The sequence below is a fragment of the Pseudomonas bharatica CSV86 genome (assembly GCF_000319305.2).
Taxonomy (GTDB): domain Bacteria; phylum Pseudomonadota; class Gammaproteobacteria; order Pseudomonadales; family Pseudomonadaceae; genus Aquipseudomonas; species Aquipseudomonas bharatica.
The window spans coordinates 493,453-506,956 of record NZ_AMWJ02000002.1 but is presented as its reverse complement, the minus strand read 5'-3'; the positions used below and the strand labels follow the sequence as shown (position 1 = coordinate 506,956).

Sequence of the window (13,504 nt, the reverse complement as noted above, 5' to 3'; positions counted from 1 at the left end):
TACATCACACGGATCGCGTGGCAAGTCATGGCTGTAGCCAGCGCGGCCCCGTCATGTGGCCTCGGTCTAAGCAAGACAAGGTAAAGAACAAATATGGGTAGCATGCATCCCGTACAGGTGATCGCCGTGACCGGCGGCAAAGGTGGCGTTGGCAAGACCAACGTGTCGGTGAATCTGTCACTGGCACTGGCCGAGCTCGGTCGTCGCGTCATGCTGCTGGACGCCGACCTTGGCCTGGCCAATGTCGACGTACTGCTCGGGCTCACCCCAAGCGCACCCTGGCCGACGTCATCGAAGGCCGTTGCGAGCTGCGCGACGTCCTGCTCCAGGGCCCTGGCGGTGTACGCATCGTCCCGGCGGCCTCGGGCACCCAGAGCATGGTGCACCTGGCCCCGGCCCAGCACGCCGGCCTGATCCAGGCCTTCAGCGAGATCGGCGACAACCTCGATGTGCTGGTGATCGACACCGCTGCGGGGATCGGTGACTCGGTAGTCAGTTTCGTTCGCGCGGCCCAGGAAGTGCTGCTGGTGGTGTGCGACGAGCCGACCTCGATCACCGACGCCTACGCGCTGATCAAGCTGCTCAACCGTGACTACGGCATGAGCCGTTTCCGCGTCCTCGCCAACATGGCGCAGAGCCCCCAGGAAGGGCGCAACCTGTTCGCCAAGTTGACCAAGGTCACGGATCGCTTCCTCGATGTCGCCCTACAATACGTCGGTGCTGTGCCGTACGACGAATGCGTGCGCAAGGCCGTGCAGAAGCAGCGAGCGGTCTACGAAGCCTTCCCGCGTTCCAAGTGCGCGCTGGCGTTCAAGGCGATCGCCCAGAAGGTCGATAGCTGGCCGCTGCCGGCCAACCCGCGCGGCCACCTGGAATTCTTCGTCGAACGTCTGGTGCAGCCGACCAGTGCGGGACCCGTGTTATGAACGCCAGCGGCTACCGGATGTACAGCAAGTCCTCGCGTGACGCCCAGTACGAGCTGATCGAGCGCTATGCGCCGCTGGTCAAGCGCATCGCCTATCACCTGCTGGCGCGGCTGCCGGCCAGCGTGCAGGTGGAAGACCTGATCCAGGCGGGGATGATCGGCCTGCTCGAAGTCGCCAACAAGTACGACTCGAGCAAGGGCGCCAGTTTCGAGACCTACGCCGGCATCCGTATCCGTGGCGCCATGCTCGATGAAGTGCGCAAGGGCGACTGGGCACCGCGCTCGGTGCACCGCAATACCCGCATGGTCAGCGACGCAATTCGGGCAATCGAAGCAAAAACCGGCCGTGACGCTAAAGATCACGAGGTTGCTGCCGAACTCCAATTGAGTCTCGATGATTACTACGGGATTTTGAACGATACCTTGGGCAGCCGCCTGTTCAGCTTCGACGACCTGCTGCAGGACGGCGAGCATGAAGGGCTGCACGAGGACGGCGCCAGTGCCCAGCTCGAGCCTTCGCGCGATCTGGAGGACGAACGCTTCCAGGCAGCCCTGGCCGATGCCATCGCCAACCTGCCGGAACGCGAACGCCTGGTCCTGGCGCTGTACTACGACGAAGAGCTGAACCTCAAGGAAATCGGTGAGGTCCTGGGGGTCAGCGAATCGCGCGTCAGCCAGTTGCATAGCCAGTGCGCGGCCCGCCTGCGCAGCCGGTTGGGGAATGGCGGGCGCGTTGAACCCGGGTTCGATGCAGTCGTTACAACGTGGTAGCCGGAATGATTGAACGCGCGCTCAGCGCTGGGCGCGTTAAAGACTGCTTGGAGGTCTAATTGAACAAAGAAATGAAAATCCTCATCGTCGACGACTTTTCGACGATGCGGCGGATCATCAAGAACCTGCTGCGTGACCTGGGCTTCACCAACACGCACGAGGCCGACGACGGTACTACCGCACTGCCCATGCTGCACTCCGGCAACTTCGATTTCCTGGTCACCGACTGGAACATGCCCGGCATGACCGGTATCGACCTGCTGCGCGAAGTGCGCAAGGACGAGAAGCTGAAACACCTGCCGGTACTGATGGTGACCGCCGAAGCCAAGCGCGAGCAGATCATCGAAGCCGCCCAGGCCGGGGTCAACGGCTACGTCGTGAAGCCTTTCACCGCCCAGGTGCTGAAAGAGAAAATCGAAAAGATCTTCGAACGCGTCAACGCTTGATGCGTCAACGGGGGCGCTATGGACCATAAAGAATCATCTTTGGGCGATTTCGAAATCACCCTGAAGAAACATGCCCAGGAGCTGGTCGAGAGCCTCGAACGAGGCCAGTTCGGCGACGCGGTGCAACTGATCCATCAGCTGAACCAGACCCGTGACCGCGGCCTGTACCAGGAAGTCGGCAAGCTCACGCGCGAGCTGCACAGTGCGATCGTCAGTTTCCAGATCGACACGCACATGCCGCAGGCCGAGGAAATTTCCCAGATCACCGACGCCACCGAGCGCCTGGCCTATGTGGTCAAGCTCACCGAGGCGGCGGCGAACCGCACCATGGACCTGGTCGAGCAAGGGACGCCCGTGCTCCACGACCTGGGGGACGAGGCCCGTGCATTGCACGCCGACTGGCAGCGCTTCATGCGCCGGGAAGTGGCCGCCTCGGAGTTTCGTGAGCTGGTCCAGCGTGTCGACAGGTTCCTGGCGCGCAGCGCCGAGGACAGCCAGAAAGTCAGTGGCTACCTCAACGACATTCTCCTGGCCCAGGACTATCAGGACCTGACCGGCCAGGTGATCAAGCGGGTGACCTCGCTGGTCACCGAAGTCGAGAAGAATCTGCTCAAGCTGGTGCTGATGGCCAGCCAGGTCGACCGCTTTGCCGGTATCGAGCATGACCGCCGTGAGCTGCATGCTGAAAAAGACGAAAGTAAACATCCGACTCGGGGTGAAGGACCGCAGATTCATGCCGATAAACGTGAAGATGTCGTGTCCGGTCAGGACGATGTCGATGATCTGCTGTCCAGCCTGGGTTTTTAGGGAGCACGTTTGATGAGCTTCGGCGCCGATGAAGAAATCCTCCAGGATTTCCTGGTAGAGGCCGGCGAAATTCTTGAGCAACTGTCCGAGCAACTGGTCGAGCTGGAAAGCCGCCCGGACGATGCGGACCTGCTCAATGCGATCTTTCGCGGTTTTCACACTGTAAAAGGGGGCGCCGGCTTCCTCCAGCTCAATGAGCTGGTGGAGTGCTGCCATATCGCCGAGAACGTTTTCGACATCTTGCGCAAGGGAGAGCGCCGGGTCGATGCCGAACTGATGGACGTGGTCCTGGAAGCCCTGGATACGGTCAACAGCATGTTCGGCCAGGTGCGCGAGCGTACCGACATTACCCCGGCCACCCCGGAACTGCTCGGCGCCCTGGCGCGCCTGGCCGAGCCGGCCGGTGCCGAGCCCGCCGCGCCGGTGGTCGTTGCAGAGCCGGAGCCGGTGGCGGCGTCGGGCGACATTACCGACAGCGAGTTCGAGCAGTTGCTCGACTCGCTGGGCGCCATGCCTGACGAAGTACCGGCGACCGAGGCCGGCGGCGACGAAATCACCGACGCCGAATTCGAATCCCTGCTCGACCAGTTGCACGGCAAGGGCCAGTTCGCCGCCGACAACCTGCAGGGCGCCAGCGTGCCTGCGCCGGTTGCCGAAGCCGGGGCCGAACCGAGCGACGAAATCACCGATGCCGAGTTCGAAGCGCTGCTGGACCAGTTGCATGGCAAGGGTTCCTTCGCCGTGGATTCGCTGCCCGGTGTGGCGGCTGCCGCGCCTGCCGCTACGGCCGTCGAAGCGGCGCCTGCTGCCGCAGGCAGTGACGAAATCACCGAACACGAATTCGAAGCGCTGCTCGATCAACTGCACGGCAAGGGCAAGTTCGCCGCCGATGCCGTGGGCGCTGCCGCCACCGCTGCACCGGCTGCCGCCGCTGCGCCGGCCGCTGCAGTCGCCAAGCCGGCCGCACGTCCTGCTCCAGCGGCCAAGCCGGCCGCGGCCGCGCCTGCCCGCCAGGCCGCCGCGCCAGCCGCTGCCGCTGGCGACAAGCATCCGCCGGCCAGCGAAGCGGAAACCACCGTGCGCGTCGATACCGCCCGCCTGGACGAGATCATGAACATGGTGGGCGAACTGGTGCTGGTGCGTAACCGCCTGGTCCGCCTGGGCCTGAACAGCGGCGACGAGGCCATGTCCAAGGCCGTGTCCAACCTCGACGTGGTCACTGCCGACCTGCAGACCGCGGTCATGAAGACCCGCATGCAGCCGATCAAGAAGGTCTTCGGGCGCTTCCCGCGCCTGGTTCGCGACCTGGCCCGGCAACTGAAGAAAGAGATCAACCTGGAACTGGTGGGCGAGGAAACCGACCTCGACAAGAACCTGGTCGAGGCCCTGGCCGACCCGCTGGTCCACCTGGTGCGCAATGCCGTCGACCACGGCGTGGAAACCCCGGAAGAACGCGAAGCGGCAGGCAAGTCGCGCGGTGGCAAGGTGGTGCTGGCGGCAGAGCAGGAGGGCGATCACATCCTTCTGTCGATTTCCGACGACGGCAAGGGCATGGACCCGGCGGTGCTGCGTGCCAAGGCCGTGGAAAAAGGCCTGATGGACAAGGACGCCGCCGACCGCCTGAGCGAGTCGGACTGCTACAACCTGATCTTCGCCCCGGGCTTCTCGACCAAGACCGAGATTTCCGATGTGTCCGGCCGCGGCGTCGGCATGGACGTGGTGAAGACCAAGATTTCCCAGCTCAACGGCTCGATCAATATCTACTCGGCCAAGGGCCAGGGCTCGAAGATCGTCATCAAGGTGCCATTGACCCTGGCGATCATGCCGACCCTGATGGTGATGCTGGGCAACCAGGCTTTCGCCTTCCCGCTGGTCAACGTCAACGAGATCTTCCACCTCGACCTGTCGCGCACCAACGTGGTGGACGGGCAGGAAGTGGTGATCGTGCGCGACAAGGCGCTGCCGTTGTTCTACCTCAAGCGCTGGCTGGTCAGTTCTGCCGCCCATGAAGAGCAGCATGAAGGCCACGTGGTGATCCTTTCGGTCGGCACCCAGCGCATCGGCTTCGTCGTCGATCAGCTGGTGGGCCAGGAAGAGGTGGTCATCAAGCCGCTGGGCAAGATGCTCCAGGGCACCCCGGGCATGTCGGGCGCCACCATTACCGGTGACGGGCGCATCGCGCTGATCCTCGACGTGCCGAGCATGCTCAAGCGTTACGCCGCGCGGCGAATCTGATCCCGACGGCGCGGCCTCGGGGTTGCGCCGTCTAATGGAGTGTTTATGTCAGTCAAGGTCCTGGTGGTGGATGATTCCGGTTTCTTCCGCCGCCGTGTCTCGGAAATTCTCTCGGCGGACCCGACCATCCAGGTGGTCGGTACCGCCACCAACGGCAAGGAAGCGATCGACCAGGCCCTGGCGCTCAAGCCCGATGTCATCACCATGGACTACGAGATGCCGACCATGGACGGCATCACCGCGGTCCGCCACATCATGCAGCGCTGCCCGACGCCGGTGCTGATGTTCTCCTCGCTCACCCACGAAGGCGCCCGGGTCACTCTGGACGCCCTGGATGCCGGCGCGGTGGACTATCTGCCAAAGAACTTCGAGGACATCTCGCGCAACCCGGACAAGGTCAAGCAACTGCTGTGCGAGAAGGTCCATACCATCTCCCGCAGCAACCGGCGCTTCAGCAGCTACTCCAGCCCGTTGCCCGCGGTGAGCAGTACCTCGTCGAGCCCGGTTGCGTCACTCGGCACGGCCCGCGCGCCATCCTCGCTGCCCGGGCGCACCACCGCTGCGGCGCCTGCGCCAGTTGCAAGCCACTCGCCTGCGCCCAAGCGCAAGGCCTACAAACTGCTCGCCATCGGTACTTCCACCGGTGGTCCGGTGGCCCTGCAGCGGGTCCTGACCCAGTTGCCGGCCGGCTTCCCCGCGCCCATCGTGCTGATCCAGCACATGCCGGCGGCGTTCACCAAAGCGTTCGCCGAGCGCCTCGACAAGCTGTGCAAGATCAGCGTCAAGGAAGCCGAGGACGGCGACATGCTGCGCCCCGGCCTGGCCCTGCTGGCCCCGGGCGGCAAGCAGATGATGGTCGACGCCCGCGGCATGGTGAAGATCCTGCCGGGTGACGAGCGTCTGAACTACAAGCCCTGCGTGGACATCACCTTCGGTTCGGCGGCCAAGTCCTTCGGCGACAAGGTGCTGGCCGTGGTGCTCACCGGCATGGGGGCCGATGGTCGTGAAGGCGCGCGCCTGCTCAAGCAGGGCGGCAGCCAGGTCTGGGCCCAGGATGAAGCGAGCTGCGTGATCTATGGCATGCCCATGGCGATCGTCAAGGCCAACCTGGCCGACGCGGTCTACGGACTCGATGACATTGGCCGCCACCTGGTCGAGGCTTGCGTCTGATGGATGTACTCAGCCTGCTCGGCATCATCCTCGCGTTCGTCGCGATCATCGGTGGCAACCTGATCGAAGGTGGTCACGTCGGCGCGCTGATCAACGGCCCGGCGGCCCTGATCGTGCTCGGTGGCACACTGGCGGCGGCATTGCTGCAATCGCCGCTGAGTTCATTCAAGCGCGCCCTGCAGATCTTCGGCTGGATCCTGTTCCCGCCGCGGGTCGATCTGGCCGGCGGCATCGACCGGGTGGTCAACTGGAGCCTTACCGCGCGCAAGGAAGGCCTGCTGGGCCTGGAGGGCGTGGCCGATGCCGAACCCGACCCATACGCGCGCAAGGGCCTGCAGCTGCTGGTCGACGGCTCCGAGCCGGAAGCCATCCGCAGCATCCTCGAGGTCGATTTCCTGACCCAGGAAGCCCGGGATATCCAGGCCGCCAAGGTCTTTGAAAGCATGGGCGGCTACGCGCCGACCATCGGCATCATCGGTGCGGTGATGGGCCTGATCCACGTGATGGGCAACCTGGCCGATCCTTCGCAACTGGGTAACGGCATCGCCGTGGCGTTCGTCGCCACCATCTACGGCGTGGCCAGTGCCAACCTGATCCTGTTGCCGGTAGCCAACAAGCTCAAGGCACAGGTGATGCGCCAGTCGCGCTACCGGGAAATGCTCCTGGAAGGGCTGTTGTCCATCGCCGAGGGCGAGAACCCGCGCTCGATCGAACTGAAGCTGCAAGGCTTCATGGAGTAGGCATGGCCCGTCGTCGCAAGGTCGAGGAACACGAGAATCACGAACGCTGGCTGGTGTCCTACGCGGACTTCATCACCCTGCTGTTCGCCTTTTTCGTGGTGATGTACTCGATTTCCTCGATCAACGAGGGCAAGTACAAGATCATGTCCCAGGCCCTGATCGGGGTGTTCAGCGAGTCCGAGCGCAGCACCCGGCCGATCCCCATCGGCGAGGAGCGCCCGCTCAGCACCCGCCCGGCGCAGCCGCTGGTGCAGGACAGCGAGCAGACTGACGCCGGCCTGGCCCAGTCCAGTGCCGATCCGCTCAAGACCATTACCGACCAGGTGATGGAAGCCTTCGGCGATCTGATCAAGAGCGACCAGATGACGGTGCGCGGCAACGAGCTGTGGATCGAGATCGAGCTCAATTCCTCGCTGCTGTTCGGCAGCGGCGACGCGATGCCCAGCGATATCGCGTTCAACCTGATCGAGAAGGTGGCGAACATCATCAAGCCCTTCGCCAATCCGGTGCATGTCGAGGGCTTCACCGACGACCAGCCGATCCGCACGGCGCAGTACCCGACCAACTGGGAGCTGTCCTCGGCGCGGGCGGCGAGCATTGTCCGCCTGCTGGCCATGGAAGGGGTGAACCCGGCGCGCCTGGCGTCGGTGGGCTACGGCGAGTTCCAGCCGATCGCCAGCAACACCACCGCCGATGGCCGGGCGAAGAACCGCCGGGTCGTCCTGGTGATTTCGCGCAACCTGGACGTGCGCCGCAGCCTGACCGGAACCGGCACTGCCAACGCGCAGCCGGATGCGGCACTGAGGCGTGCTGGCACACAAACTGCACCGCCAGCGGTATCACCGACGTCGGGTAACAACAGCGTCAAAACCCCGTCGTCGTCGACCTTTTAATCGATCCCGGCTGGCCACGGTCTGACCGGGAGGAAGCAGCGCATGAGAGTCTGGGCAGTAGCCAATCAAAAAGGTGGGGTCGGCAAGACCACCACCTCCATCGCCCTGGCGGGCCTGCTAGCCGACGCCGGCCGGCGTGTGGTCGTCGTCGATCTCGACCCCCACGGGTCGATGACCAGCTATTTCGGCCATAACCCCGACACCCTGGAACACAGCAGCTTCGACCTGTTCCAGCACAAGGGTACGGTGCCCGACGGCCTGCCGGGCCAGCTGCTGTTGCCCACCAGCAATGAAAAGATTTCCCTGCTGCCCTCCAGCACCGCGCTGGCCGTGCTCGAGCGCCAGTCGCCCGGGCAGAACGGCCTGGGCCTGGTGATCGCCAAGAGTCTGGCGCAGCTCTGGCAGGACTTCGACTACGCCATCATCGACAGCCCGCCGCTGCTCGGCGTGCTGATGGTCAACGCCCTGGCCGCCAGCCAGCAACTGGTGATCCCGGTGCAGACCGAATACCTGGCGGTCAAGGGCCTGGAGCGGATGGTCAGCACCCTGGCCATGGTCAACCGCTCGCGCCGCCAGGCGCTGCCGTACCACATCGTGCCGACCCTGTTCGATCGCCGCACCCAGGCGTCCATGGGCACCCTCAAGGTGCTGCGCGACGCTTACCCGGAAAACATCTGGCAGGGCTATATCCCGGTCGATACCCGCCTGCGCGATGCCAGCCGGGCCGGCGTCACCCCGTCGCAATACGATGCCAAGAGCCGTGGCGTGGTGGCCTACCGGGCCTTGCTCAAGCACCTGCTGACCCAGCAGAAAGCCGTGGCGCAGGTGGCGTGATGAATCGTCCGCAACCCCTGGCGACCAAGCCGCAACTGGCCCTGCAGTCCTATCTCGACGGACTGTTGCAGGAGGCCACCGAAGACATTGTGGTGGAGACGGTGGCTGCACCGGCCCCGGTGGTCATGGCTCCGGTCGTGCCTGCGCCGGTCGAGGCGCCTGCCAGCAGTGAAGTCCTGGATGAGTTCCAGGCCGCGGTACTGGAAGAGCAGGCTCGTGATGCCCGCCGCGAAGCCGTCGCGGTTCCTGCCGTTCCTGCCGTTCCTGCCGTTGCTGTCGTTCCTGTTCCTGTGGCGCCCGTGATCCTGGCCGAGCCGCTGGTGCAGAAGGTCGAGGCCAGGGTCGAGACGGCGCAGCCGGTCGAGCCGCTGGTAGAAGTACACCTGCCAGCACCGCCACCGCCGCCGAAAACCATCGATGGCCGTCCGCAGTGGGCCGCCGAGCCATTCGAATGCCTGCTGTTCGACGTCGCCGGGCTGACCCTGGCGGTGCCGCTGGTCTGCCTGGGTTCGATCTACCCGCTGGCCGGCCAGGAACTGACGCCGCTGTTCGGCCAGCCGGAATGGTTCCTCGGGATCCTGCCGAGCCAGGCCGGCAACCTGAAGGTACTGGATACGGCGCGCTGGGTCATGCCCGAGCGCTACCGCGACGATCTGCGCGACGGCCTGCAATACGTGATTTCGGTCCAGGGCTACGAATGGGGGCTGGCGGTGCACCAGGTCAGCCGCTCGCTGCGCCTGGACCCGAGCGAGATCAAGTGGCGCTCCCAGCGTGGCCTGCGGCCATGGCTGGCGGGCACCGTCATCGAACACATGTGTGCGTTGCTGGATGTCGCCGAGCTGGCCGAGCTGATCGCCAGCGGCGCGGTCCGCAACATGCAACTGGGAAACAAATGATCGGTCGCGCATCGGCGCGGTCGCACTGAGCACTCCGCCAACGGCGGTTCTTGAGGGTTAGGGGAATGAAAAAGACGTCTGGACAAGGTTCCGAAGATCCGATCCTGCAGTGGGTTACCTTCCGCCTGGACAACGAGTCCTACGGCATCAACGTGATGCAGGTCCAGGAAGTGCTGCGCTACACCGAGATCGCTCCGGTCCCGGGCGCGCCGAGCTACGTGCTGGGCATCATCAACCTGCGCGGCAACGTGGTCACCGTGATCGACACCCGCCAGCGTTTCGGCCTGGTGCCGAGCGATATCACCGACAACACCCGCATCGTCATCATCGAGGCGGACAAGCAGGTGGTGGGCATCCTGGTCGATAGCGTGGCCGAAGTGGTCTACCTGCGCCAGTCCGAGGTCGAGACCGCGCCGAACGTCGGCAACGAGGAGTCGGCCAAGTTCATCCAGGGCGTGTGCAACAAGAACGGCGAACTGCTGATCCTGGTCGAACTGGACAAGATGATGACCGAGGAAGAATGGTCCGAGCTGGAGAACATCTGAGTTGATCCTGGAGGTAGCGGTCGTATTCCTGGCGGTGCTCTGGGCCGCCAGTGCCTGGCTGTTCGTCAGCTACAGCAAGCGCCAGCGCGAGATCGTCGCGCAACAGGCCCAGGGTGATGCGCTGCGCGACCAGCGCATCAAGGACCTGAACAAGCGCCTGGACGATTACCAGAACCTGTCGGTGTCGATGGGCGATGCCCTGCACGAGCTGCGCGCGACGGTTTCGCCGCTGCCGGAGAAACTGCTGCAACTCGAGCAGCGCGACCCCAACAGCCTGTCGTTCGCCCAGGCGGCGCGGCTGGTGGGGATGGGCGCCAGCGTCGATGAACTGACCCAGACCTGCGGCCTGACCCAGGCAGAGGCGGAGTTGATGAGGAAGTTGCACAAGAACTGAGTCTTGTAGTGGCCTCCAGGGCCTCATCGCTGGCAAGTCGGAGCGCCGAACCGCAGCTCCCACAGGGATTGCGTGCACCGCTGAACCTGTGGGAGCTGGCTTGCCAGCGATGAGGCCCGAAAGCATCACACAAAGCCTCAGGTGCTCACCCAGCTATTGGCACTGCCGATCCGCGCAATGCGGCTCAGCGGCAGGTACTCGCGCACTGCTGCCTCATACGCCGCTAGATCGATGAACGGCGTGGCATTGAAATTGGGCATTACCAGGAAGTTGTTGATCTCCCGCAGCGTGCGCAAGGCCGGCAGGTGGCGTGTGGCTACGTCGGTCAGCATGCCGGGCCCGCACAGGCGGTTCAGGGTCGCGCTGTAGGCCTGGAAGGCCTTCGGGTCTAGGGCGCGGTCCGGCCGGCTGTTGAAGAAATCCGGATTGGCCAGGTAGCGCTGGCGCAGTTCCTTGCTGATCTCCAGCAATACCGGATTGCCCGGGTGACTGCCGATCATGCTGCCGTTGAATTCCACGTTCATCCCCAACAGCTCGTTGGAAACCGGTGGGTGCAGGAGCAGCCCGTCGGCGCTGGTCTTCAGCGGCAGCTCGCGCAGCGCTGGGTTGTGCGCAGTCGCCTTGAGCAATGTGTCATCCACGTCCATGTACAGGCCGCCCTCGTGATAGAGCAAGTGGTAGCGCAGCACATCCGAGGCCGCCGAGTAGTTTCGCGCGCGGCCACCATTGCCATCGACTGCCGCCTGGTACTGATCGTAGACCTCGGTGCGGGTGAAGGACTCATAGACGGCCTGGTCTTCCAGCGGCAGCACGGTCAGCGTCGGCGCGCGTTGCTTGAGCAGGCGCAGGTTCTGCTCGAATGCCTCCGGCCAGGTGCGCGACAGGTAGAAGCGGTAGGTGTAGCCGGCCTCGTCCAGGCGCTCGGCATTGTTGGCGATATTGGCCAGCAGTTCTTCGCTGAGGGTCTTGTGGCCGAGCCAGACGCTCATGGCATGCTTCGGGATTTCGCGCAGGCTGGCCTGGGGTAATGGCGTGGGAATCTCCACCGGTAGCGGCAGGTCGACGCCCAATGCGCGCAGGCTGGACGTACGCGTCGAATGGTCGATCAGCCGTCCCTCCGGTGCGCGAACCAGCGCGCGGCTGCCCTGGCGGGCGACATAGGCCTGCGGCTCGATTTCATTGAGGTCGCTGGCGCGGAAGAACGCATCGCTCTCCAGGTCGTAGACCACATCGGTGAGGTAGCCGTCGACGCTGGCCCGTAGCAGATCCGGGTTGCCATCGTAGCGTGGAGTGCGGATCACCGCGGCGGCAGTGGCGACATGGCCGTCATCGAGCGGGGCGATGTCTTTCGGGACATGGAAATAGTCCAGCACCGGGTCGTCCGGCAGCCGTGGCGGCTCCAGCGGGCTCAGGCGATAGCCCAGGCGCCCGTTGAAGCGCCCGGGCACCACGAACTCCGGTGCATGCAGGCGGAACAGGGCCGTAGCCCGGCTCGCGCCATCGACCAGCAGTGGCTGGGCATTGAGCAAGCCGTAGGTAGCGACTCCGACGCTGTCGGCCTGCTCGTCGAGGGTCTTGCCTTTCACCACACGATCCAGGGCCAGGCCGAACTGCGCCAGGCTGGTGGAGGCAACGAGCAGGCCCAGTTCCGGTACGACGAGCACCAGCGGTGCCAGTATGTTGGTGGCGCAGACCAGGTAGTCGCGCCATTGCGTCTTGCGCACATCGTCCTGCGTGGTGATGAGCGTGTCCGCGTCGGCGAGGGTGCGCAGGCGTTGGCGTTCGGTCAGGGCCTCGAACAGGTCGTCGCCGAGCGGCGGGCTGTAGCGGTCGGGGCGGTAGTTGATGTACTCGGCAGGGTCCCAGCGCCCGCCGGTGGTGAAGCCCGGACGGTTGGGCGGCAGGCGGTGGATCGCGGGATAGGCCGCAAGGCCTTCCAGGGCGGTGCGCAGACCGCTGAAGTCGAGGCCGTCGGGCAGGTCGGCAAGGGCGAAATGCCGGGCCAGGCTGTCGCGGATCGGCGCCGAGCGACATTGCTGCGCAAGCCAGTCCTTCATCCGGCCCTCGTCGGCGAAGCCGTGCAAGGGTGAGGCATTGCCTGGAACGTAGAGCACGACCCAGGGCGACTGGCCGTCTCGCATGCAGATCAGGTCTATCGCGGTATAGCCGTAGATGTTCAACGGTCGTGCCTGGAAACCGGGTTGGCGGGGTAGCAGGCCGGCCGCCTGCCAGGCCAGGCGTCGGGCCGGCTCGTCCAGCGAGCCCTCGATCACCTGCTGGTTGCAGGCGCTAATGAACGCCATCCTGGCGAGGCTGCGATGGCCGGCCCGAGAGGACACCCAATAGCGTTCGAGCTGCGTGCGGTAGGTGTGGTGGAAATCCAGGTTCCAGATAAAGCCCTGCAAGGCTTCGATGGAAACCTCGACACGGGTTTGCAGGCCGTATTGCTGTGGTTCGCTGCGGCGGAACAGGCCGTTGTACACCAGGTAGGCTGCAGGGCGCAGGGCCTCGACCAGGGTGATCTGCCCGGGCAACTGCCCGGCCCAGGGCTGGTGGATCAAGCTGCCAAGCCAGTCGTTGGCCGACTCGCCCTGCCAGTTGCCGAGCATGGCTTCGATCAGGCTCAGCTTCTGCACCACCACGCCTTGCCAGCCATGGCTGGACGACCATTGGCAGTGCAGGGTGACCAGGTCGAGCTGTTCGGGGTCGATATCAAGGCCGCGCTCGGCTGCCCATTGCTTGAGGGCATCAGCGGCAGCCCGGTCGGGGCGCGGGAAGTGGGTGAAGTGCTCGCGGGCGAACAGCTGGCCCTGGCGGTTGATCTGCGGGTGGCGCATGGGGATCTACC

General features: G+C 64.7%; 12 protein-coding genes and 1 pseudogene. 12 read left to right on the top strand and 1 reads right to left on the bottom strand.

What is annotated here, in order from left to right; genetic code table 11:
- The first annotated feature begins 93 nt into the window (after window positions 1-93).
- The 12 genes and pseudogenes from fleN (at window position 94) to CSV86_RS15915 (ending at window position 10,656) form a co-directional block, all read left to right on the top strand.
- Window positions 94-926: pseudogene (gene fleN / locus CSV86_RS15970) on the top strand (flagellar synthesis regulator FleN).
- On the top strand, window positions 923-1,696 hold the full coding sequence (gene fliA, locus CSV86_RS15965; protein WP_170394870.1) for an RNA polymerase sigma factor FliA: 774 nt from the start codon (window positions 923-925) through the stop codon (window positions 1,694-1,696). Before fleN ends, fliA begins: the two are co-directional and overlap by 4 nt.
- 71 nt (window positions 1,697-1,767) lie before the next feature.
- Window positions 1,768-2,142, top strand: coding sequence for a chemotaxis response regulator CheY (locus tag CSV86_RS15960; protein ID WP_085982845.1), 375 nt, complete (start codon window positions 1,768-1,770; stop codon window positions 2,140-2,142).
- Window positions 2,143-2,160: 18 nt separating this feature from the next.
- Window positions 2,161-2,949 (top strand): protein phosphatase CheZ, encoded by a 789-nt coding sequence (locus CSV86_RS15955; RefSeq protein WP_009399959.1) that lies wholly within the window; start codon window positions 2,161-2,163, stop codon window positions 2,947-2,949.
- Window positions 2,950-2,961: 12 nt separating this feature from the next.
- Window positions 2,962-5,184 (top strand): chemotaxis protein CheA, encoded by a 2,223-nt coding sequence (locus tag CSV86_RS15950; RefSeq protein ID WP_009399957.1) that lies wholly within the window; start codon window positions 2,962-2,964, stop codon window positions 5,182-5,184.
- A 45-nt stretch (window positions 5,185-5,229) separates the two neighbouring features.
- On the top strand, window positions 5,230-6,354 hold the full coding sequence (locus CSV86_RS15945; protein ID WP_009399955.1) for a protein-glutamate methylesterase/protein-glutamine glutaminase: 1,125 nt from the start codon (window positions 5,230-5,232) through the stop codon (window positions 6,352-6,354).
- The gene (locus CSV86_RS15940; protein WP_009399953.1) at window positions 6,354-7,094 is read left to right on the top strand and encodes a flagellar motor protein; all 741 of its coding nucleotides are present in this window, start codon (window positions 6,354-6,356) and stop codon (window positions 7,092-7,094) included. Before CSV86_RS15945 ends, CSV86_RS15940 begins: the two co-directional genes overlap by 1 nt.
- A gap of 2 nt (window positions 7,095-7,096) precedes the next feature.
- Window positions 7,097-7,987 carry a flagellar motor protein MotD gene (gene motD, locus CSV86_RS15935; RefSeq protein ID WP_009399951.1) on the top strand — a complete coding sequence of 297 codons (891 nt, stop codon included), beginning with the start codon at window positions 7,097-7,099 and terminating at the stop codon, window positions 7,985-7,987.
- Between the two features lie 42 nt (window positions 7,988-8,029).
- Entirely contained in the window at window positions 8,030-8,821 is a 792-nt protein-coding gene (locus CSV86_RS15930) for a ParA family protein (RefSeq protein ID WP_009399949.1), read from the top strand.
- Complete coding sequence (locus CSV86_RS15925) at window positions 8,821-9,717, top strand: CheW domain-containing protein (protein ID WP_009399947.1); 897 nt, start codon at window positions 8,821-8,823, stop codon at window positions 9,715-9,717. Before CSV86_RS15930 ends, CSV86_RS15925 begins: the two co-directional genes overlap by 1 nt.
- A gap of 65 nt (window positions 9,718-9,782) precedes the next feature.
- Window positions 9,783-10,262 carry a chemotaxis protein CheW gene (locus CSV86_RS15920; protein WP_009399945.1) on the top strand — a complete coding sequence of 160 codons (480 nt, stop codon included), beginning with the start codon at window positions 9,783-9,785 and terminating at the stop codon, window positions 10,260-10,262.
- A gap of 1 nt (window position 10,263) precedes the next feature.
- The gene (locus CSV86_RS15915) at window positions 10,264-10,656 is read left to right on the top strand and encodes a DUF2802 domain-containing protein (RefSeq protein WP_009399943.1); all 393 of its coding nucleotides are present in this window, start codon (window positions 10,264-10,266) and stop codon (window positions 10,654-10,656) included.
- A 137-nt stretch (window positions 10,657-10,793) separates the two neighbouring features.
- On the opposite strand, the gene CSV86_RS15910 is transcribed toward CSV86_RS15915, so the two are convergent.
- Window positions 10,794-13,493 (bottom strand): dermonecrotic toxin domain-containing protein, encoded by a 2,700-nt coding sequence (locus tag CSV86_RS15910; protein WP_009399941.1) that lies wholly within the window; start codon window positions 13,491-13,493, stop codon window positions 10,794-10,796.
- Window positions 13,494-13,504 lie beyond the last annotated feature (11 nt).

Coding starts and splice junctions, on each gene's coding strand:
- fliA (WP_170394870.1), top strand. CDS start 923: ATGAACGCCAGCGGCTACCGGATGTACAGCAAGTCCTCGCGTGACGCC.
- CSV86_RS15960 (WP_085982845.1), top strand. CDS start 1,768: ATGAAAATCCTCATCGTCGACGACTTTTCGACGATGCGGCGGATCATC.
- CSV86_RS15955 (WP_009399959.1), top strand. CDS start 2,161: ATGGACCATAAAGAATCATCTTTGGGCGATTTCGAAATCACCCTGAAG.
- CSV86_RS15950 (WP_009399957.1), top strand. CDS start 2,962: ATGAGCTTCGGCGCCGATGAAGAAATCCTCCAGGATTTCCTGGTAGAG.
- CSV86_RS15945 (WP_009399955.1), top strand. CDS start 5,230: ATGTCAGTCAAGGTCCTGGTGGTGGATGATTCCGGTTTCTTCCGCCGC.
- CSV86_RS15940 (WP_009399953.1), top strand. CDS start 6,354: ATGGATGTACTCAGCCTGCTCGGCATCATCCTCGCGTTCGTCGCGATC.
- motD (WP_009399951.1), top strand. CDS start 7,097: ATGGCCCGTCGTCGCAAGGTCGAGGAACACGAGAATCACGAACGCTGG.
- CSV86_RS15930 (WP_009399949.1), top strand. CDS start 8,030: ATGAGAGTCTGGGCAGTAGCCAATCAAAAAGGTGGGGTCGGCAAGACC.
- CSV86_RS15925 (WP_009399947.1), top strand. CDS start 8,821: ATGAATCGTCCGCAACCCCTGGCGACCAAGCCGCAACTGGCCCTGCAG.
- CSV86_RS15920 (WP_009399945.1), top strand. CDS start 9,783: ATGAAAAAGACGTCTGGACAAGGTTCCGAAGATCCGATCCTGCAGTGG.
- CSV86_RS15910 (WP_009399941.1), bottom strand. CDS start 13,493: ATGCGCCACCCGCAGATCAACCGCCAGGGCCAGCTGTTCGCCCGCGAG.